This is a genomic window from Streptomyces sp. NPDC007907 (assembly GCF_042959365.1).
GTDB lineage: Bacteria > Actinomycetota > Actinomycetes > Streptomycetales > Streptomycetaceae > Streptomyces > Streptomyces indiaensis.
This window is the reverse complement of the sequence record NZ_JBIBKR010000002.1, coordinates 1,078,127-1,097,224: the sequence shown is the minus strand read 5'-3', so window position 1 is coordinate 1,097,224 and position 19,098 is coordinate 1,078,127. Positions and strand designations below refer to the sequence as shown.

The 19,098-nt window shown below is 69.7% G+C and carries 18 protein-coding genes and 1 pseudogene; 10 read left to right on the top strand and 9 right to left on the bottom strand.

All coding sequences use genetic code 11. From position 1 onward, the window contains the following. The 8 genes from ACFZDI_RS11215 to ACFZDI_RS11180 form a co-directional block, all read left to right on the top strand. Nucleotides 1-294 (top strand): hypothetical protein (locus ACFZDI_RS11215; protein WP_391249457.1); only part of this gene is annotated, 294 nt, incomplete at its 5' end. Further along, nucleotides 288-1,595 (top strand): MFS transporter, encoded by a 1,308-nt coding sequence (locus ACFZDI_RS11210; protein WP_391249455.1) that lies wholly within the window; start codon nucleotides 288-290, stop codon nucleotides 1,593-1,595. The genes ACFZDI_RS11215 and ACFZDI_RS11210, both read left to right, overlap by 7 nt. Before the next feature lie 270 nt (nucleotides 1,596-1,865). Further along, entirely contained in the window at nucleotides 1,866-3,116 is a 1,251-nt protein-coding gene (locus tag ACFZDI_RS11205) for an alanine racemase (protein ID WP_391249453.1), read from the top strand. Nucleotides 3,117-3,155: 39 nt separating this feature from the next. Then, the gene (locus ACFZDI_RS11200; protein WP_391249451.1) at nucleotides 3,156-4,163 is read left to right on the top strand and encodes a DUF1611 domain-containing protein; all 1,008 of its coding nucleotides are present in this window, start codon (nucleotides 3,156-3,158) and stop codon (nucleotides 4,161-4,163) included. Then, on the top strand, nucleotides 4,160-4,918 hold the full coding sequence (locus ACFZDI_RS11195) for a PEP/pyruvate-binding domain-containing protein (RefSeq protein ID WP_391249449.1): 759 nt from the start codon (nucleotides 4,160-4,162) through the stop codon (nucleotides 4,916-4,918). Before ACFZDI_RS11200 ends, ACFZDI_RS11195 begins: the two co-directional genes overlap by 4 nt. A gap of 2 nt (nucleotides 4,919-4,920) precedes the next feature. Continuing rightward, nucleotides 4,921-6,720, top strand: a complete 1,800-nt coding sequence (asnB, locus tag ACFZDI_RS11190; RefSeq protein ID WP_391249447.1) for an asparagine synthase (glutamine-hydrolyzing) — start codon at nucleotides 4,921-4,923, stop codon at nucleotides 6,718-6,720. After that, nucleotides 6,713-8,113 carry a PEP-utilizing enzyme gene (locus ACFZDI_RS11185; RefSeq protein ID WP_391249445.1) on the top strand — a complete coding sequence of 467 codons (1,401 nt, stop codon included), beginning with the start codon at nucleotides 6,713-6,715 and terminating at the stop codon, nucleotides 8,111-8,113. Before asnB ends, ACFZDI_RS11185 begins: the two co-directional genes overlap by 8 nt. Beyond that, the gene (locus ACFZDI_RS11180; RefSeq protein WP_391249443.1) at nucleotides 8,110-8,364 is read left to right on the top strand and encodes a hypothetical protein; all 255 of its coding nucleotides are present in this window, start codon (nucleotides 8,110-8,112) and stop codon (nucleotides 8,362-8,364) included. The genes ACFZDI_RS11185 and ACFZDI_RS11180 overlap by 4 nt, the downstream gene beginning before the upstream one ends. Before the next feature lie 383 nt (nucleotides 8,365-8,747). Here ACFZDI_RS11180 and ACFZDI_RS11175 read toward each other — a convergent pair whose 3' ends face one another. The 5 genes from ACFZDI_RS11175 to ACFZDI_RS11155 are packed head-to-tail and all read right to left on the bottom strand — an operon-like array spanning nucleotide 8,748 to nucleotide 14,123. Continuing rightward, nucleotides 8,748-9,131 (bottom strand): hypothetical protein, encoded by a 384-nt coding sequence (locus ACFZDI_RS11175; RefSeq protein ID WP_391249441.1) that lies wholly within the window; start codon nucleotides 9,129-9,131, stop codon nucleotides 8,748-8,750. A gap of 43 nt (nucleotides 9,132-9,174) precedes the next feature. Beyond that, nucleotides 9,175-9,798, bottom strand: a complete 624-nt coding sequence (locus ACFZDI_RS11170) for a hypothetical protein (RefSeq protein WP_391249440.1) — start codon at nucleotides 9,796-9,798, stop codon at nucleotides 9,175-9,177. A 7-nt stretch (nucleotides 9,799-9,805) separates the two neighbouring features. Then, nucleotides 9,806-11,086: a heterodisulfide reductase-related iron-sulfur binding cluster gene (locus ACFZDI_RS11165; RefSeq protein WP_391249438.1), complete on the bottom strand. Its 1,281-nt coding sequence runs from the start codon at nucleotides 11,084-11,086 to the stop codon at nucleotides 9,806-9,808. Next, entirely contained in the window at nucleotides 11,083-12,465 is a 1,383-nt protein-coding gene (locus ACFZDI_RS11160; protein WP_391249436.1) for an FAD-linked oxidase C-terminal domain-containing protein, read from the bottom strand. The genes ACFZDI_RS11165 and ACFZDI_RS11160 overlap by 4 nt, the downstream gene beginning before the upstream one ends. Further along, complete coding sequence (locus tag ACFZDI_RS11155) at nucleotides 12,465-14,123, bottom strand: lactate permease LctP family transporter (RefSeq protein ID WP_391249434.1); 1,659 nt, start codon at nucleotides 14,121-14,123, stop codon at nucleotides 12,465-12,467. The genes ACFZDI_RS11160 and ACFZDI_RS11155 overlap by 1 nt, the downstream gene beginning before the upstream one ends. 150 nt (nucleotides 14,124-14,273) lie before the next feature. On the opposite strand from ACFZDI_RS11155, the gene ACFZDI_RS11150 reads away from it, so the two are divergent. Continuing rightward, nucleotides 14,274-14,942: an FCD domain-containing protein gene (locus ACFZDI_RS11150; RefSeq protein WP_391249432.1), complete on the top strand. Its 669-nt coding sequence runs from the start codon at nucleotides 14,274-14,276 to the stop codon at nucleotides 14,940-14,942. Between the two features lie 394 nt (nucleotides 14,943-15,336). Here the strand turns inward: ACFZDI_RS11150 and ACFZDI_RS11145 are convergent, their stop codons facing one another. After that, nucleotides 15,337-16,017, bottom strand: a complete 681-nt coding sequence (locus ACFZDI_RS11145) for a GntR family transcriptional regulator (RefSeq protein WP_234845204.1) — start codon at nucleotides 16,015-16,017, stop codon at nucleotides 15,337-15,339. 241 nt (nucleotides 16,018-16,258) lie between these two features. Here ACFZDI_RS11145 and ACFZDI_RS11140 point away from each other — a divergent pair, with 241 nt between their 5' ends. After that, nucleotides 16,259-16,765: an ATP-binding protein gene (locus ACFZDI_RS11140; protein ID WP_234845205.1), complete on the top strand. Its 507-nt coding sequence runs from the start codon at nucleotides 16,259-16,261 to the stop codon at nucleotides 16,763-16,765. 518 nt (nucleotides 16,766-17,283) lie between these two features. Here the strand turns inward: ACFZDI_RS11140 and ACFZDI_RS11135 are convergent. The 3 genes and pseudogenes from ACFZDI_RS11135 to ACFZDI_RS11125 all read right to left on the bottom strand — a co-directional run. Next, nucleotides 17,284-17,457, bottom strand: a pseudogene (locus ACFZDI_RS11135) (Tn3 family transposase); the annotation flags it as partial. A gap of 230 nt (nucleotides 17,458-17,687) precedes the next feature. Next, the gene (locus tag ACFZDI_RS11130; protein WP_391249429.1) at nucleotides 17,688-18,470 is read right to left on the bottom strand and encodes a LysM peptidoglycan-binding domain-containing protein; all 783 of its coding nucleotides are present in this window, start codon (nucleotides 18,468-18,470) and stop codon (nucleotides 17,688-17,690) included. A gap of 57 nt (nucleotides 18,471-18,527) precedes the next feature. Next, nucleotides 18,528-19,049: a transposase gene (locus ACFZDI_RS11125; RefSeq protein WP_391249427.1), complete on the bottom strand. Its 522-nt coding sequence runs from the start codon at nucleotides 19,047-19,049 to the stop codon at nucleotides 18,528-18,530. Nucleotides 19,050-19,098 lie beyond the last annotated feature (49 nt).

The following is a 19,098-nucleotide window of genomic DNA, read 5'->3' as shown; positions in this document are numbered from 1 at the left end:
GACACCCTCGGCTTCGTCCACCTGACCGCCCCCACCGGAACCATCCACACCATGCCCACACTGGAGGAGATCCGCTCCCAACCCGGCGTCATACACGCCGAACTGAAGGTGTCCGCAGGGCAGGTTATGGGCGACGCGACCGCCGACTCCAACACCCGAGCCGGTCGCGTTGTGGTGGCCGCGCCGGACACGGACGCGGCCGTCAAGGCGCTGGAGGAGACCGCAGCCTGGTTCACATCGTGGGTGACCGTGGACACAGACACCGCGGAGTGTACGACGGAGACGGCGTGTTGAAGTCCCTGCTCTCCCGGGTGGTCGACGCGCTCGTCCCCGAGGGGACGGCGGCTCGCCTGCTCGTCGTCGGCGCGCTGGTGGACTCCTTCGGTTCCGGGCTGTTCGGCGCGTCCTCGACGCTCTACTTCGTCGGGGTTAAGCACTTCCCGGCCACGTCGGTGGCCATCGTCCTGTCCGCTGCCGCCGTCTGTGGCCTGGTCAGCGCCGTACCGGTGGGCCGGCTGGCAGACCGCTTCGGGGCCGTGCGCATCTATGTCCCCCTGGTGGTCCTGCGCGGTGCCGGGTACGCCTCCTACGCCTTCGTCGACAGCGTCAGCGCCTATGCCGCGCTGACGTGTCTGCTGTACGCCGCCGACCGCGGATGTTCTCCCCTGCTGCAGGTCATCGTGGCGGGTGTCTGCGGTGACAAGGAGCGGACCCGGGCCCTGGGATCGATCCGTGCCGTCCGTAACGTGGGAATCACCGGCGGCCTTTTCGTCGCCGGAATCGTGCTGGCCGCGGGCTCACGTGCGGCCTACACCTCACTTTTCCTCATGGACGGCCTCACCTATGCGGTGCTCGCGGTCATGGTTCCGTGGGCCTGGCGAATGGCGGAGACAACGGAGACGGCACAGCCGCAGGAACAGAAAACCGGGCAGAAAAGATCCGATCCAGGATCACCGATCAGAAATTCCCGGTTCATGCTTTTCACTGTGTCCAATGGTGTATTGATGCTGTACGACACCATGATCACCGTGCTTTTGTCGATCTGGCTCGTGCAACGGACTGATTTGCCCGTCGCCTTTCTTCCGGGCCTTCTGGCAGTCAATACGGTGCTGACCGTTGTCATGCAGATCGCGATCTCCCGGTGGGTGTCCGGCCCGGAGCCCTCCGTACGGCTGATCCGATGGACCGGCCCCCTGATGGTCGCCGCCTGCGCCCTGTTCGCGGTGGCGGAGGCCGTTCCCCTGCCGGCGACCGTGGTGGCCACCGTGACCGCCGTACTCCTGCTGACGATCGCGGAGAACCTCCACTCGGTCGCGAGCTGGGAGTTGTCCTACGCAATGGCCCCGCCCTCGGCCCGGGCACGGTACCTCGGAGCATTCAGCATGGGCGTCACCACGCAGAAGATCGTGGGCCCCACCCTGCTGGTGACTCTCCTGCTGCCGCTGCACGCGCCGGGCTGGGTCCTCCTCGCAGCCCTGTTCGCGGCGGCCTCGTTCGTCGCACTCCGCGCGGCCCGCGCCGCGCTGCTCCAGGTGCCCGCCTCCTCGGCCCCCGTCACCGCCGAGCCCGCTGCCGACGCGTCCACCACCGTCTAACCCTCCACCCACTTCCTCCGGCACGCGGCCCGGCCGACCAGCCTGCCGCCGCGCTGCCCGCGACAGCCTAGGGACAGAGCCTCACCCTGCCCTGTCCGCATCCCTCGGCACCCCGAGACTCCAGGCCGTTGCCGCGCCGACGCCTTCCGACCGAGTGCAGCGCCGCATCACGTCTCCGACACCCGATGAGACAGCACACGCCGACCAGGTGCTGTCGCCTACTCCTGAGAGACCTCGATGAGCCTCACCACACCTGTCACCGCATTCGACATGTCCGAACGGGCCCCGCACGGCGGTCCCTTCCATTACAAGTCCGCCCCGGGACGCGGCCTCGAAGTCGCCGACGACGGGGTCTTCGTCCTCGGCGGCGAGCTGCTGTCCCCCATCATGGTGATGAAGCAGAGCGCCCTCGACCACAATATCGCCGAAATGGCCGCCTACAGCCGTCGGCACGGTGTGCTGGTCGCTCCCCATGCCAAGACCGCGATGTCCCGAGAACTGGTGACCCGTCAGCTAGCTGCCGGCGCCTGGGGGGCGAGCGCCGCCACCATGGCCCAGGTCCGCAGCCTGCGTTCGTTCGGCGTCACCCATGTCCTCCTCGCCAACCAGCTGGTGGACGCCGCCGGCATCGACTGGATCGCCGACGACCTGCGTCGGCATCCCCACAACGCCTTCATCTGCTACGTCGACTCCGTCGAGGGCGCCACGCTGCTCGACCGGAGACTGGCCGAGTCCGGAACGGATGTCGTGCTACCCGTCCTGGCGGAGATGGCACCCGCTCAGGGACGGGCCGGCTGCCGCAGCGTCGCCGAAGCCGTCGAGCTTGCCCGTGCCATCACAGCCTGCCCCCACCTGCGCCTCATCGGCCTGGCCGGCTACGAGGGCGTCATCGGATGTGACCGCGACCCGCACACCACGGACGCCGTCTCAGACTTCTGCGACCTCCTCGAAAACACCGCGCAGGCGATCGGGCAAGCCGCGCTGTTCGCCGCGGAGAGGGTGCTGATCAGCGTCGGCGGCGCCTTCTTCGACATCGTCACGGAGCACCTGCTCGAACGGTACGGGACACGGCAGGACCGGCAGCTGCTGATCCGCCCCGGTGGATACATCAGCCACGACCACGGCATGTACGCCCGCACCTCGGCGTGTGCGCAGCCGGGCCGCGCTTTCCGGCTGCGCCCGGCCCTGGAACTGTGGGGCCGCGTACTCTCCCGGCCGGAACCGGAGCTGGCCATCCTCGACTTCGGCCGCCGGGACGCTCCGTACGACCAGGACCTCCCGACGCCGCACACGATCCGGGACCTCGACGGCGGCTCTCCCCGGCCTGCCACCGGCTTCACCGTCACGGCGCTCAACGACCAGCACGCGTACCTGACCGTGCCCCGGGGCGACGAGCTGTCACCAGGTGAGTGGGTGGGTTGCGGTATCTCCCACCCGTGCACGGCCTTCGACAAGTGGCGGTACCTGCCCCTGATCGACGACCGCTACCGCACAGTCGGAGCGGTGACCACCGATTTCTGACCCCTGCCGCACTGCCACCGATTCAGAGGAGAACCGCCCATGAGGCCGCTCGTCATCTACACCGACACCAGTCTCGCCGACGCGGACATGGCCAAGACCGCGTACGGCATTGCCCGATTCGCCCCCGAGCGGGTCCACAGCATCTGGGACACCAAGCACGCCGGCAGCCGTGTCGACGAGATCGTGCCCGCCGTGACGTGCGGCGCGCCCGTGGTCGCCGACCTCGACGACGCACCGGAGGAGTATGACCTCGTCATCGGTTTTGCGCCGATCGGCGGCGGCCTGACCGACGAGCAGTACCAGGACTTGGCATCGGCGGCCCGCCCCGGCGTGCGCATCCTCAACGGGCTGCACCAGGAATTGGACCTTCCGGGCGTGGTCAACCTGCGCCACCTGCATACCGGTGAGCGGCCGATCGCCCAGGGCCGTCCGCTGTCCTCCTACCGGATCCTCACCGTCGGCACCTCGCACGCCGTGGGCAAGATGACCGCGACATGCCAGCTGTACGACGGACTGGCCCGGCGGCGCGACCGGGTGCGGTGGTTGGCGACCGGCCAGACCGGCCTGGTGATCGCCGGGCAGGGGCGGGTGCTGGACTCCATACCGGTCGACTTCGTTCCCGGGCACATCGAACAGATGCTGCTGGAGGTCGACGACCCGGAGACCGTGGTCATCGTCGAGGGTCAGGGGTCCGTCTTCCACCCCAGCTACTCCGGGTTGACCACCTCGCTGTTCCACACTGTGGCACCGCAGGCCTTCGTGCTGTGTGCGCGCGTGGGGCAGGAGAAGCACCTCGGATTCGACTGGCCCGTCCCCTCCGTGCCGCAGGCCCTAGAGGCATATGAGCACCTCGGCGCCGCATTCGGGGTCGATTCCCGGTGCATCGCCGTCAGCCTCGACTCCACACGCGTCGGCGACGACGAGTACCTTGCCGAGAAGGAACGGCTCGCGTCGATCACCGGGCTGCCCGTCGCCGACCCGGTGCGCGAGGGCGCGGACGCCCTGCTCACCGAAGAGGTGCTCGCCCTCCTGCCGAAGCTGTCATGAGCAAGGCCGCGAATCTCGCCCTCCTCGACTCCTGGCAGCTGCCCGCCCCGGTACCCGCATGGACGGTGATCCGACACGGCGAGCCCATCGATACGGGTGCACTGAACGGCCTGGACGGTGACCTGTTCGCCGTCCGCAGCTCCGCCGACTGCGAGGACGGCGCCGAACACAGCTTCGCGGGGCTGTTCGACACCTTGCTGGGAGTGCGGCGCGCCGACGTCCCTGAGGCGGTGCGCACCGTGCGGCAATCTGCCCGCACCGCCCGCGCCCGTGCCTATCTCGAACGCATCGGGATGGATCCGCATAGCGTCCGGATGGACGTGGTCGTGCAGAAGATGCTGCGCCCGCGCCTCGCCGGGGTGGCGTTCTCCCGCCACCCTGTGCCCGGCAGCCGCGGCCGGGTCGTCGAGGTGGTACGCGGCCTCGGTGAACTGCTGGTCAGCGGTTCCGTCGGCGGTGACCGCATCGTGATCGACCCCGACAACGCGGCAGTCGTTTCCTACGACGTCCACCATCAGAGCCGGCAGCTGGTGGTCGGCGAGCACGGCACCCGTCTCCTGCCCGTTCCCACCCTCAGGCAGAGCGCGCGCAAGCTCAGCGCCCGGGACGTCCGCAGTATCGACCGCCTGCTGGTGACGGTGGAGCGCCGCATGGGCTGTCCCGTGGACATCGAGTTCGCCTTCGAGGGCGACACGCTCCACCTGCTGCAGGCGCGTCCCATGACGGTGGCCGCCGAAGAACCGAGGAGTGCCTGAAGATGTGTGGTCTGGTGGGAGCCGCGGGTTGCACCCGGATGCTGGAGCGCGTTCCCGAGGCGCTGCGCCGCCTGCGACACCGCGGCCCCGACGCCCTGCGGGAAGCCGAGTTCACCTCACCCGGCGCTCCCGTGCGCATGGGCTTCGCCCGCCTGTCGATCAGGGACCCGTCTCCGGCCGCCGACCAGCCCCTGTCCCGCGGTGATGTGACCCTGCTGTTTAACGGGGAGATCTACAACGCGGACCCGCTGCGCGACGAACTGCGCAGCGCCGGCCGTAGCTTCCTCACCACGGGTGACGCGGAGGTGGTGGCCGAGGCCGTCCGCAGCTGGGGCTTCCATCGCGCCGTCGACCGGCTGGACGGCATGTTCGCGATCGCGGCGTACGACCACACGGACGGCAGCCTGTACCTGGCCCGGGACCGGTTCGGCGTCAAGCCGCTGTATTACCACCACGGCAGGGACGGCGGATTCGCCTTCGCCAGCGACGTCGCGTCCCTGACGTACCTCAAACCCGCCCTCCGTAGCGACATCGACACGGACCTGCTGACACGCAAGATCCTCCTGGACCCCTTCATCGGCTTCCAGCCCGACCGCACCTCTTTCGCCGGAGTGCGGAGCCTTCCCCCAGGGTCCCTGCTCACCTGGCGACAGGGCCGCGTGACCCAGGATGGGTACTACGACCTGCCGGCCGCAGCACACACCGCGGGCCCCGCCCCGGACCTACGCGCGCTGTTCCAGCGAACGGTACGAGAGCATCTCGTCTCAGATGCGCCTGTCGCCTTCGCGCTCTCAGGAGGCTTCGACTCCTCCCTGATCACCACACTGGCCGCGCACCACCACGACGACATCACCGCGTTCACCGTCGATCTCGGCTCGGACGGCATCGACTACGGGGACGACGGCCACTACGCCCGCCTGCTCGCCGACGGCATCACCGGCCTGCACGGCCGCCACATCGTCCTGCGAGAGCTCAAGCCCTGGTCCCTCGACCGGATCGACCGCTGTGTCACCGCTCTGGGCGGCCCGCTGTACGACGAACGGGTCAGACTGTGGGACGAGATGTACCGGACCGTCGCCGCGCACGGCATCCGCGTCTTCCTCAACGGGCAAGGGGCGGACGAGTTCTGGTACGGCTACTATCCGAAGATCTGGAACTGGTTCACCAACCTGTACCAGGAGCCGCATGAGGAGGCCTCCTACCAGCAGTACTTCGCCGGCCGCTGGTCGTCGTCCCCGCTGCACGGCATCCTGCGGCCCGAGCACGAGTCGCGCCTCGCCGCACTCGCCACCGACGTCTACCGAAGCGTCGACGAGGGCGATCCCGGTGGCGAATCCGGGCGAAAGCTCACCCTGTTTCTGGTGCGCACGTGCCTGGGCGCGATCCTGGAGTTCGAGGACGCCCTCTCCATGCGGCACAGCGTGGAGGTACGCGTGCCGTTCGTCGACCGCGCCATGGCCGAGGCGGCGCTGGCCGTCCCGACGGCCGACCACATCGGTGACGGCAGCACCGGCAAGGCCCACCTCAAGAAGGCCTTCGCCGACCTGCTTCCGGACGGAGTGATCCGGCGCCAGAAGGCCCCCTTGCCCAAACCGCGCCACGACGGCGGCCCCCTGCGCGATCTCTATGAGCGTCATCTGCCCGACCTTGCCGACGACGACCTCGTCCAGACCCTGTACCAGCAGCAGGAGTTGCAACGCCTGCTCGAACCGGGCGAGGCCGGCACCTTCTACGGCAATCCGGGCGAGGCCATGCTCCAGGTCCTGAGCACCTGGCGATTCAACGAGGTGAACCGTGTCTGACTTCCTCCTGCAGTGGGAGTCTCCCCAACTGGACTACTACTGGTGTCATCACCTCATCCACGAGGTGTACGCCAAGAACCTCGTCAAGGCGCGACTGGGTGATCAGGAACGCGACTGGATCGCCTCGTGCGACGCGTCGGGGTTCAGCTTCCACATCAGCCAGGGCGAGATTCAGCGCCTGGCACCCGTGGCCCGCGCCTTCTACACCGACCGAACCCGGCTGGAGAACTACTTCCGTGACATCGAGATCCTCAGCCGACACGTCGACACACTGCCCTGGCACCCGGCGCCGGGCGAGGACCCGCTCGATGCCCTGGACCGCATCGAGCCGCTCTTCCACGAGGCGATCGGCCTGCACCTGTGCAGCCAGCCGCACCTGACCCAGGTCGTCGAGCAGGAACTCACCCTCGCGCTGGACGCCATCGGCATGCAGGGCGACGAGCGCCATCAGGCCATGGACTGGCTGCTGCGCCCCCGACGGCTGCCCCTGGTGCTGCAGGAACGTCTCGACTGGTACGAACAGGTGCTGTGCGTGCCCCCTGACCACACCGACCAGCGGCTCATCGACCACCTGGACACGTGGCGTTATCTGACCGCCGGGGACTCCAAGCAGCCCACCACCGAAGCCGAACTCCGCGCGCGCCTCACCGCGGATCGCCGGTGCCTCGACCAGACAGCCGAACAGGCACGGCGGCTGAGGGAGATCGCCGACGGCGACCTACCGCCCGTACCGACCGCCCTGCACAGTGCCGGGGCGGCCCTGGACTGGGCCGAGCGGGCCCGTGGCCTGGCGTACTACCGGTTCATGACCAAACAGACCTGGCTCAAGCTGTGGTACCTCATGGAACAGCACCGCGAGGTGCTGGGCCCGGAGGCGGCCGGACTCATCACCCAGGAGGCCCGCGAGACCAGCGGCGAGGACCATGACCGATCCGCGTACGTCCTACTGAGCACCGACGGATTCGTCGAACTCTTCTACAACGGCACCGACACCGCTGTACGCGGTCACCACCTCACGCCCCTGGAACCGCTCGGCGACCGGCCGCTGACCGGCAGCACCGGCTACCCCGGCCTGGTAGAGGGAACCGTGGTCGTCATCGACTGGTCCGACTCACTGGAGACCAAGAGACATCTGGTCGGTGAGGAGACCATCCTCGTCGTGCCGCAGACCACACCCGACTTCGTCCCCCTCCTCAACCAGTGCACCGGTTTGGTAGCGGACGAGGGCGGCTTGACCGGCCACGCCAGCATCATCGCCCGCGAGATGCGGCTGCCCACCCTCATCGGCTCCCGGGTCGGCACCCGGCTCCTGCGGGACGGGGACAGGATCGTCCTCAACGCGTCCGAAGGATGGGTGCGCAGGACACCGCCCCATTCGATGGAGGCGGTGTGAGGGCTCTGTTGCACGCTGGCGAAGTCGAGGTTCGCCTCGCTCAGGGAGGCGACGTTCACTTTCTCCAGCAGATCCAAGGCGTTGTCATCCAGGCCCGTGTACTGCCGCCACTCCACCGACTCCAGCTCGTCGTAAACCTCCTTGAGGATCGCCGGGTCGTCTTCGCCCGCCATCGCGTTACGCGAGAGCTGCAGCGCGATCTGCCGCTGGCGGGACAGCGGCTCGTCGATCTGCATCCACCAGATCTGTGACAGGCCGGCCTCGATCGCGGCGAGCGTGCGGTGGTTGCCCGACAGGACGACCAGCCGCCCCGTCCCGCGGTCGTTCCACACCAGCGGCGTCGAGGTCAGGCAGCCGTCCCACTCAATGTTCGTCACGAGTTGCCGGAACTGCTCGTGCGGCAGGGACCGGGCGTTGAGGTCGAGCAGGGTCAGCGTGCGGGGTCGCCCTGCACCATCTGCGGCGGGGTGAGCCGAGTAGTCTCCTCCACGGTCAGACTCCCGTCTTCGTCGTCCGGGCGCCCCACCGCTTCGCCCACGTCTCAAGGGCCTCGGCCAGCGTCCCCCTGCTCGCCCAGAGCCCCCTGTTACTGGACCTGGACTTCCAGCCGTCCTCGTTCGAGGACCGCGCTTGGTCAGCTGCACCCGCGGTACTTCGTCGACACCGGGTTGTTGCTGAACGCTGTGGTCAACTTGGACAGCCGCGGGTAGTCGGTCGGCGCGACCACGGAGTCTGACAGCAGATACACCTCATCCGGCATGAATGAGCTCGGAGCCATAGCGAACACGCGGGGGGCAAGCACCCGCCCCTTACCGTCCTTGACCGCAACGGCCAGAGTCGCGGCCCCCGGCGCGATCTTCGGGTTCAGGTACTGGGAGTGCAGGGCATTGAACTGACCCGGCTTCAACAGCGACAGGGTGAGCGGGCCGACCAGTTCGTCATCCGCTCGCAGTCGGGGAGCCTTCACGGGCTCGATCGGCTGGCGCGGGGCGACGATCCTCGTCCGGTTCTCCTCCAAGATCCTGGCCCCGTGGTGCCGCAAGTCCCCGAAGATCTCCGTGTCATGGCAGCCCGCCGGTCGTCCAGTCGCTCATCCGTCGGAAGGCGGACGTCACCGGATCCGGTGACGGCTGCGGATCCGGTGACGGCGCCGGGCGGTGCCGGTGGGCCGGGCGGAGGCCGAAGAGGGATCCTGTGGCCTCCGCCAGCCCGGCCGCGCAGCGCGCGGCCTGCTCGGCGGGGACGTCGACCCGGCCCAGTGCACCGGTGAGGACGTCCTCCATAAGGTTCAGCCGCATGGCCATACCGGCCACGCCGACAGGCCCGCCGCCTCGCGCGTGCGCCAGTGCGGTGAGTACTGCCTCGGCCCGGGTGCGGACCAGGCCGAGGGCCTCCCAACCGGACGGCTGCCGGGCGGGCGGGGTGGCCGACCCTTCTGGCGCCGGGACGCCTGCGGCGTCGCGGATCCGGCCCCCCACGGTCGTGTGCCATGGCGTCAAGGCGCCTTGCAGCTCGGCGGACAGGCCGTCGAGGAAGGCCAGTAGTCCGGCCGCGCCGTCCGGTGGAGTGTCCGCGAAGTGGGGCCTGCCTTCGCCGGAGGCCCCGGTGAGCAGAGCCGTCCGCAGCTGGTCCAGGGTCTGGGCCGCCAGTTCGGCTGCGGAGTGGCAGGCGTGGTCGGTGGGCATCACAGCCTCACCGCTGGGCCGGGTTGCCAGAGGGCGGCACCTCCGGTGCCGACCGCGCCGCGAGGGCGAGGAACTCGGCCAGGTGGATGGCCTTCGCCCGGGAGCGGCGGCTGCGCAGGCCCTGCTGCACCTGCCGCAGACAGCCCGGGTTGACGGTCACCACGTAGTCGACGTCGGCCTCCTCGGCCTCGTCCAGCTTCGGTTCGAGTACCTTCTTGCTGTCCTCCGGCCTGAGCATCGCGTATGTGCCCGCCGCGCCGCAGCATTTGCCGGCGCTGGGCAGTTCCACGTAGTCGGCGACCGCGGCGATCAGCTCGCGGGGCGGGCGGGTCACGCCCAGGCCGTTGCGCAGATGGCAGGAGTCCTGGAGCGCCGCGCGGGCCCGGCGGCCGTTCACCGTCACCTGGCCGACCGTCTGGTGCCCCTTGGCGTCGAGGTACTCGCTCAGTTCCCGCACCCTGTCCCGGCCCAGGTGGTGTGCGAGGTGTGCCGCGCAGCCGCCCGCGGTGGTGAGGATGGTGCCGGGCAGCTGCTCGCCGAGTGTGCGGGCCAGTTCGGCGCCGGTCTTGGAGTCGCCGTTGTGCGCGTGGAGCGCTCCGCAGCAGCCCTGCCGGGTGGGCACGGTGATCTCCGGGCAGAGCTGCTGTGCGGCCCGGGACACCCCGGGGTGCAGGCCGCGTTCGACGCAGCCGAGCATCAGCGACACCTGCTGTCCGGCCGACAGCTGCCCTGAGGAGTCGTCCGCGGGCGTCTCCGCGGGGTCGGGGCCGGCCGTCGCCGGTGGCGTGGACTGCGCCGGCACGGACTCGGCCGGGGTGGCTGTCGACGGCGTGGCCTTCGCCGTACCGCGCGCGTGCCGGCGCATGAGTCCCTGGAGCCGCAGCAGGCCCGGCCGGGACACCAGTGCCATCAGGGCGCGGGCGATCCACGGACGGTTCGGACCGCTCCACTGGTGGTCACGCCACTGCTCCAGCAGTTGTCCGTACTCCACGCCCGCCGGGCACACCGTTTCGCAGGCCCGGCAGCCCAGGCAGAACGACGACTCCTCGGCCAGGGTGGGGTCGTCGGGGGCGAGGTCGCCGGCCTCCAGTGCCCGCATCAGGGTGATACGGCCGCGCGGGGAGGAGGTCTCCTCGCCGGTCAGGGCGTACGTGGGGCAGGCGGGCAGGCAGAACCCGCAGGAGATGCAGCGGTCCAGCAGCTCCTTGTCGAAGATCCCCAGGCCCGGCCCCGGTGGCGCGGGTGCGGGGGTGTGGCCGGTCGGGTCCACGATGGGATGGTCGGTCATGATCCGAGCTTTCCGGGGTTGAGGATGCCTGCCGGGTCGAAGGCCCGCTTGATGCGCCGCAGCAGGGCCATCTGGTCCTCTCCCAGCCGATCGGTGAGGTAGGGCAGTTTGGCGGCGCCGACCCCGTGCTCGCCGGTGATGGTGCCGTCGAACGCGATGGCGGCCGCGAAGATCTCCGCGAACGCCTCGTGGGCGCGCCCGGCGGCGTCTGCGTCGTCCGGGTCCAGCACGCAGGTCGGGTGCAGGTTGCCGTCCCCGGCGTGGCCGAAGGTGGCGATCCGCAGGCCGTAGCGGTCGGCGATCTCGTCGATGCGGTCCACCATCTCGGCCATCCGGTGCCGCGGCACGGTGGCGTCCTCCAGGATCGTCAGCGAGCCGAGGCGGGACAGCGCGGGCAGCGAGCAGCGGCGCGCCGCGAGCAGCGCGTCGGCGCGGGCCACGTTCTCCGCGAGGGTGACCTCCAGGGCGCCCGTCTGCGCGCACACCTCCTGGATGCGGGCGAGGTTGCCGGACACGGTGGCCGGTGAGCCGTCGTCGCCGAAGATCAGCAGCGCGCCCGCGTCGCCGCGCAGGCCCAGCCCGGCGTACTCCTCGACCGCGGTGATGCACTTGCGGTCGAGGAACTCCAGCGTGGCCGGGACGATCCCGGCCGCGATGACGGCCGCCACGGCGCGGGAGGCGTCGGCGAGCGAGTCGAAGTACGCCACTCCCGTGCCGGTGTCCTGAGGTGCGGGGAGCAGGGCCACGGTGGCCTCGGTGATCACCGCGAGGGTGCCCTCGGAGCCGGTGAGCAGCCGGGTCAGGTCGTAGCCCGCGACGTCCTTCCACAGTCTGCCGCCGGTGCGGATGATCTCACCGGTGGGCAGTACCGCCTCCAGGCCGAGCACATAGTTGCGGGTGACGCCGTACTTCAGGCCGCGCAGGCCACCGGCGCAGGTGGCCACGTTGCCGCCGACCGTGGAGACTGTGCGGCTGCCCGGGTCGGGGGCGTAGAGCAGCCCCTTGGCGGCCGCGGCGTCCGCGAGTGCCGCGGTGGTGACACCGGTCTGCGCGCGGGCCAGCAGCTCCTCGGGGCTGATCTCCAGCAGCTTGTCCAGCCGGGTCAGCACCAGCACGATGCCTCCTTCCAGCGGGACGGTGCCGGCGCACAGGTTGGAGCCGGCGCCCCGCGGCACCACGGGGATGCCGCGGGCGGTGGCGTACCGCAGCACGGCCGCCACCTCCTCGGTGCTGGCGGGTAGCACCACGGCCTGCGGGCGCGCGGTGAACAGCGGGGTTGCGTCGCGGGCGTAGGCGGCGAGGGCGCCTTCGTCGACCCGGACGTGGCCGTCCCCGACGATGGCCGCGAGGTCCCTGGCCAGATCGGTTCCGGCTGGCATCAGCCCACCACCATCCAGCCGAGGACGGAGGTGGACTGCAGGTAGACGAGGGCGCAGACCGCGACGAGCAGGCCGAGGCCCCAGCCGACCACCTTGCGGAACAGCTCGCCCTCGCGGCCCTCCAGGCCGACGACCGCGGCCGCGATGGCCAGGTTCTGCGGGGAGATCATCTTCCCGAGGACACCGCCGGTGGTGTTGGCGGCGCCGAGCAGGTAGGGGGAGATGCCGGTCTGTTGGGCCGCGGTGACCTGGAGCATGCCGAACAGGGAGTTGGAGGAGGTGTCGGAGCCGGTCACGGCCACGCCGAGCCAGCCGGCGATGGGAGAGAGCAGGGCGAAGACGCCGCCCGCCTGCGCCAGGAACAGGCCGAGGGTGACGGTCTGGCCCGACAGGTTCATCACGTAGGCCAGGGCGAGCACCGCCATGACGGTGACGATGGTCCAGCGGAACTGCCGCACGGTGTCCGCGTAGGAACCGGCCGCGCGGCGGAGCCCGATGCCGTAGAGCACGGCGGTGAGCAGGCCGGCCAGGAGAAGGATCGTTCCGCCCGCGTTGAAGATGTTGAAGTTGAAGGTCAGCGCGGACAGCGGCTCGCCCTTGGCGTTGACCACGTCCAGGCCAGGCCAGGCGAACTTCCAGCCCGAATGCGCCTCCAGCCAGGTCTTGACGGGACCGGAGGTGGCCAGAGCGAAGAGGGCGACCACGATCAGGTACGGCGCGAACGCCTTCAGCGCGGAGCCCTCACCGGTCTGCCGGCGTCGCAGCACCGCGTCCGAGGCGTCGGTCGCGATGGACCCGCCGGCGATGACCGGAGTGGTCCGCTCGGCGGCCAGCACCTGCGAGGGCTGCCACACGCGCAGCGTCGCCACCACGGCCAGCGCGCCCGCGAAGGCGGCCACGATGTCGGCGATCTCGTACGACAGGTAGTTCGCGGTGACGAACTGGGCGCCTGCGAAGGCGAAACCGCCGGCCAGGGCGACCGGCCAGGTCTGCCGCACACCCCGCCGTCCGTCCACCATGAACACCAGGATCAGCGGCACGAACAGCGCGAGCAGCGGTGTCTGGCGCCCGACCATCGCGCCGAGGTCGGCCGCGTCCAGGCCGGTGATCTTGCCCAGGGTGGTGATCGGGATGGCGATGGCGCCGAACGCCACGGGTGCCGTGTTGGCGACCAGGGAGACGGCGGCGGCCTTTATCGGGCGCAGTCCGACGGCCATCAGCATCACCGAGGAGACCGCGACCGGGGTGCCGAAACCGGCCAGTGCCTCGAGCAGAGCGCCGAAGCAGAAGGCGATGATCACGGCTTGGACGCGCTGGTCGCCGGAGAGCGATCCGAAGGCGCGGCGCAGGACCGCGTCCCAGCCGGTGATCTCGGTCATCTTGTAGATCCACAGGGCGTTCAGCACGATGAAGACGATCGGGAAGAGGCCGAACACCGCGCCCTCGCTCGCCGCGAGCGCGGCCTGCCCGACGGGCATCGAGTAGGCCAGGACGGCCACCGCCAGGGCGGCGCCCAGCGAGACGAGCGAGGCCTTCCACGCCTTCCAGCGCAACCCGCCGAGCAGCACGAAGAGCGTGACCAGGGGGAGCGCCGCGCACAGGGCGCTCCACCCGAGAGAGCCCCCTACGGGGTTGAAGATCTGTTGGTAACCGGCCATGAAAGCGTCCTTGCCTTGTCCGTTGCCATTCTGTGACCCCCGTCACCCCTGGCTGCTGGGTTGGTCGATTGTCAGACAACCACTCATGACTGTCAATGGATCGTGCAAGACAGCGTGAGAGAATGTCGGGCGTTCCCTCTGGAGGTGTTCATGGCTCAGGACGCCGCTGTCCGGCTGTCCACTGTCTCCGTCGTCGACGCGCTCGCCGCATCCCTGCGCGGCCGGGTACTCGACGGACGGCTCGTCTCCGGCACCACGTTCGCGGAGACCGAGATCGCCGCCGAGTACGGCGTCTCCCGGCCCACCGCCCGCAGCGCGGTGACCGCGCTGGTCCACGAGGGGCTGCTCCAGCGGGAAGCGAACAAACCAGCCTATGTGCCGCAGCTTGCGCGCGCCGACGTCGACGACCTGTTCCTCGTGCGGATTCCACTGGAGACGCAGGTGGTCAGGGTGCTGGTCGAGCGCGGCACCGTGCCGGTGACCGCGGCGGAGGGGGCCATAGCGGATCTGGACCGGCTCGGACCCGAAGCGTCACACAGCGCGTTCGTGGAGTCCGACCTGCGCTTCCACCAGTCACTCGTGGATGCCGTCGCCAGCCCCCGGCTCAGCCGGCTCTACCGCGGCATCCAGGGCGAAGTGCACCTGTGCATGGTGCAGACCCGGCACACCCTGGGACGCGAACGCATCGTCGCCGAGCACAGCTGGGTACTGGAAGCACTGCGAGCCGGGGACGCGAAGGAGGCGGTGCGCCGGATGCGCGAGCACCTGGACGGCGCCTGCCGCTCGCTCCAGCGGCTCTTCGAGGAGAAGGGCGACTGACCGCCGGCCGCAGGGGCGGTGGCCCGGACCCGGCAACATCGAAGCGGCATGCACGAAAAAGCCCCGCGCCTGCGGCCCGCTCCAGGTCCACGTACGAGATGCTGCCCTTGCGCACGCCGCCGAGCGGTCGAAGGCCGGCGTCCTCGTCCGTCCTCGTCGAGGACCGCATCAGTTGGCTCGCACGACAGGGGTGGCAGGGGTCTGACCCGCTGGGATCTGCCGCCGGACCGCGGACGGCTGGCGCTCGGGTCGCACGCGGCCCGGCCTGCGGCTGCGGCGGGTGCTTCGGAGTCGGTGGAGGCCGAGCCAGCCGCCGCGCGAAAGAGGATCCGAAACCTGCACCGCACAGGCCGTGTCCAGGATTCGGGGGCCAAGGCCCTCGGATCAAAAACCCCTATCGCTTGCCGTCGGCGTCCGCTGTTGTGAAGACTCGCCGCAGTGAGCGGCAGGCTCCGTCGAGATGCGCCCGCATGCGGTCGGCCGCCTGGTCGGCGTTTCCGGCCCGTAGCGCCTCCAGAACCTGGCCGTGCTCGGCAACGATGCGTTCGCGTCCCAGGGTGTGCCGGGTCTGGACCATGCACAGATGCACTTCGCCCTTGATGCCCCGATACAGCCGGCTGAGCCGGGGGCTGGCGACGGTGTCGACCAAGGACTGGTGGAATCGCAGGTCCGGTTCGACAAAGGCGCTGTGAGGCGCGTCGTCCTCCAGCCGGTCCAGATCCATGATCGCACGCTCGGCGGCGGCCACCGGAACGGTGCCGCGCTCAACCAGGACCCGTACCACCTCTGCTTCCAAGGGGGTGCGGACCAGGAAGAGGTCCTCGACGTCTGTGCGGGTCAGGCGGGGAACGTAGGCGGCCTTGTTGGCTTCGCGGTGCAGGAGCCCCTCGTATACCAGGGCGGTGATGGCGCTGCGTGCTGTGGGCCGGGATACGCCGTACTCGTTCGCGATCTCGGTCTCGGCGAGGGTCGTGCCAGGGGGAAGTTGCCCGTTGAGCACCCGGTCGTGCAGTGATGCAGCGAGCGCCTCGACGACCGAGACGGTGGGCAGCCGGAGCGCGGCGTCCTGGGCCATGAAACAACCTCCGTGACCATTGTCTCATATGTCAGGTCTGAACTATTGACAGACAACATTTCATTGTCTGACAATCCAGCTGGGGGGTAACCGGGGGCCGCGAAGAGCGTCAGTGGAGACAAAAGGAGCTCGCCATGGCTGACTCCCCTTGCGATGTCGACCTTGCCGTCAGGTCTTTCGGAAGTCGCGCACCGCACACTGCACCCGTCCTGATCGCTCCGGTGATCTAGGGGTGTGCATCATGAGCAGGTCGAACGACGGTGTTACTGCACGCTCCGGATGGATGCCGCCCGAGGTCGCCGAAGAGGTCTTGCCGTTGCCACGCATCCTTGAGGCGCTTGCTGCGGTACGCCGCCGCGTCCGCGGCATCCTGATCGATTGGGACCTTTCGCCCGATGTCGCGGACGACGCCCTCGTCGTGGCCTCGGAGATGATCACGAACGCGGTCACGCATGCTCTCTCGCCGGCCACCCTGCGGCTGTCCCGCGTCAAGGGTGATGGCCGCTGCACTCTGCGTATCGAAGTCACCGACGCCGGTCCGGCGGCACAGTCCCGGCGAGGGGGCCGCGACACCCTCCCAGAAGAGCACGGCCGCGGGATCGCGATCGTTGCCGCTCTGTCCTCCCGGTGCGGCGCCCGCATCCATCCAGGCGGGGTCACTCGATGGGCGGATCTCCGCGTGGCACCCCCGAAGCCCTCGACGACTTCTTCGCCCGCTTCGCCCCACCGCCCGGCGAAGAGGAAGTGATCGTCCACACCGGAGACCTGGACGCGCTCGTGACGGCACTCTCCGAAGGTCGCCGGCGTGAGGGGGCCCGCGTACAGCAGTCGGCCCCGGCGGTGCCCCACAGCCTGGTCTTGGCCAGGGGTGTCACGCGACGGCGGCCATGGGGGCGGTACCACCGCGGCCGCGCCGCCGTCGAGCTCGCGCAGGTAGGCGCGGCGGCAGTGCGGCGGCTGCCAAAGTGGTCGGCCGGGCAGCGGCGAGATACCGCGCCCGAGCCCGTACATCGTGGACTTCAGCGGTGTGGTGCGGACGGGCCGCCTCCAGCGCGGTGTTGAGCCGGGAGGCGACGAGCGTGGAGTCGACGCGGGCGGCGTAGACAGCCCCGAGAGGCGAATCGCCGTCAGGCGACCGGGAGGACCAAGACGGCCGCTGCTACGTGCGTGACGTACCTGTTCGTCGGTCAAGGCCGGCCGTCGGCCGAGGCGGGCACCTCGGGCGCGGGCGGCGTTCAGGCCCTCGTTGGGGCCCTGGACGATGAGTTCCCAGCGGATCGGGCGGGTTAGCGCCGGCGTCAGTTGCGGGTAGGCGTCCGCCTCACCGGCTACCGGCCGGTACAGCTTCACCTTGCTGATCCGCTTGATCCTGGGCAGCAGGTCGAAGTTCAGCAGCCGGGTGATGCCGAACCCAATCTCCGACTGGCCATGGAGCGGAATGCGGGAGCAGGAGGGCGGCGGTCGGGTCGACGCACCATGCTCGGGCAGAAGTGGAGGCGGGGCGATGGTATGGGGGCCCTGATGCGGGCGGTCATCATGGGAGTGGCACCCACCTCACCGGCGGGCCTCCTCGTCACGGTCCGCGCGGCACGCGTCGAGGCCGTCCGGGATGTCCGGACGGCCTCGATCGGTTCTCTCCTGGAGCGCGGTCATTCCGCGGCCGGGCGGCCTCAGGGGATCGTCAGCTGTTGTCCCTCCTCGAGCTTGTCGGGTTGGGTGAGGTTGTTCGCCTCGGCGATCTCCGGCCAGCGCTCCCGGTCCCCGTAGAAAGTGAGGGCGATACGGGCCAGCGTGTCGCCCTTCACCACGACATAGTGCCGAGGTGGCGCCGCCGCAGGCGCGTCGTTCGGTGGCAGCGCCGGCAGCCGTTCGAGCTGCCAGCCCACCACCTGCAGGCCCGGGTTGGCGAGAACACCGTCGACGATCTGCGAGTCCACCGAGAACGGGCCGAGGTTCGTCGCCAACTGAGAGGCCGCGACGTCCTGCTGGGACCACTGCGCAGTGACCTTGAGATTCCGGATGGCCAGGAAGGCGGTCGGCAGCAAGGCCAAGCTGCCGGTCACGGCACCTCGGGTGACGCCTTCGTGGGAGACACCGGGCACGTACCAGGTGGCATCGTCGAGCAGCGGCCAGAACAGCCACGGCCGGGAGATGCGCACCAGACAGACGTCGAAGGTGATGGTGGTGTCGCTGGTGATCGTGGCCGGTTTGGTCTGGGCTGCTCCGAGCAGGCGCCTTTTCGCGAGCAGACGCTCCGGCAGGGGCAGCCCGCCGATTTTGGGAAGGATCTCGATCGGCAGCTTGGGTGGCACTCCCACCGTCGGTCCGTCCGGCATGGGCACAAGCCGCGGCGGCGTCAGGTCTCCGCGTTGAATCAGTGCGGCCCGCCGGGCCAGTTCGAGCGGCGGTATGTGCCGCAGCTCGTCGGGAGCGAGGCCGAGGGAGCTGCCCACGCGTACGTCGTCCGGCCGCAGCCGCCAGCGCAGGTCGTCCGCGGGCTGTGCCTGTGATCAGGCGCTTGTGAGCGGTTGGAACGAGCCGAGCTCTTCCGGCGGGTCGCGCCAAGGCGTGCAGGTGCGGTACTTCCACGCGATGGCCTCCAAGATGCGGCGGTGATCGGCCCATCGCCTCCCGCGGTGACCTGCCCGCGTCGGCGGCTTCGCGGGCAGAAACGGGGCCCGCGGGGCTCGCCCGATACCCGCGGGAGCGAACGACGGCTCTCGTGACACCGTGACAAGTCGGCAGTGCGGCAATCGCCTTGCAACCCAGTGGTGTGGGGGCTGGCCGGGAGAACCGGCCCGCCCACCGATGGTTACAGGTGCGCTACCGGACGTTGACTGGCCAATTTCCCATATTTCCCAATGGAGTTGCGGACCGAATGAGCAGGCCGGAACTCCGGGGCAATCCCGGCTCTCTAGGCTTGACGAGGCCGCGTAGCGCGTCAATTCCCCGCGGCCACCCGTGTCCGTCCATGTGCCAAGGGGGACATCCGAAACCGTGCCCAGTAAGCCAACACGCCTGTCCGCCCTCATAGCTCGGGCGTTACCACGCACCATCCGCGGTCGGCTGCCATTGCTGTTG

Bases quoted from the DNA above. Each gene is read 5' to 3' on its own strand.
- ACFZDI_RS11150 (WP_391249432.1), top strand. From the start codon at position 14,274: ATGGCTCAGGACGCCGCTGTCCGGCTGTCCACTGTCTCCGTCGTCGAC.
- ACFZDI_RS11155 (WP_391249434.1), bottom strand. From the start codon at position 14,123: ATGGCCGGTTACCAACAGATCTTCAACCCCGTAGGGGGCTCTCTCGGG.
- ACFZDI_RS11145 (WP_234845204.1), bottom strand. From the start codon at position 16,017: ATGGCCCAGGACGCCGCGCTCCGGCTGCCCACCGTCTCGGTCGTCGAG.
- ACFZDI_RS11140 (WP_234845205.1), top strand. From the start codon at position 16,259: ATGAGCAGGTCGAACGACGGTGTTACTGCACGCTCCGGATGGATGCCG.
- ACFZDI_RS11205 (WP_391249453.1), top strand. From the start codon at position 1,866: ATGTCCGAACGGGCCCCGCACGGCGGTCCCTTCCATTACAAGTCCGCC.
- ACFZDI_RS11165 (WP_391249438.1), bottom strand. From the start codon at position 11,086: ATGACCGACCATCCCATCGTGGACCCGACCGGCCACACCCCCGCACCC.
- asnB (WP_391249447.1), top strand. From the start codon at position 4,921: ATGTGTGGTCTGGTGGGAGCCGCGGGTTGCACCCGGATGCTGGAGCGC.
- ACFZDI_RS11170 (WP_391249440.1), bottom strand. From the start codon at position 9,798: ATGCCCACCGACCACGCCTGCCACTCCGCAGCCGAACTGGCGGCCCAG.
- ACFZDI_RS11125 (WP_391249427.1), bottom strand. From the start codon at position 19,049: ATGAGGGCGGACAGGCGTGTTGGCTTACTGGGCACGGTTTCGGATGTC.
- ACFZDI_RS11160 (WP_391249436.1), bottom strand. From the start codon at position 12,465: ATGCCAGCCGGAACCGATCTGGCCAGGGACCTCGCGGCCATCGTCGGG.
- ACFZDI_RS11195 (WP_391249449.1), top strand. From the start codon at position 4,160: ATGAGCAAGGCCGCGAATCTCGCCCTCCTCGACTCCTGGCAGCTGCCC.
- ACFZDI_RS11200 (WP_391249451.1), top strand. From the start codon at position 3,156: ATGAGGCCGCTCGTCATCTACACCGACACCAGTCTCGCCGACGCGGAC.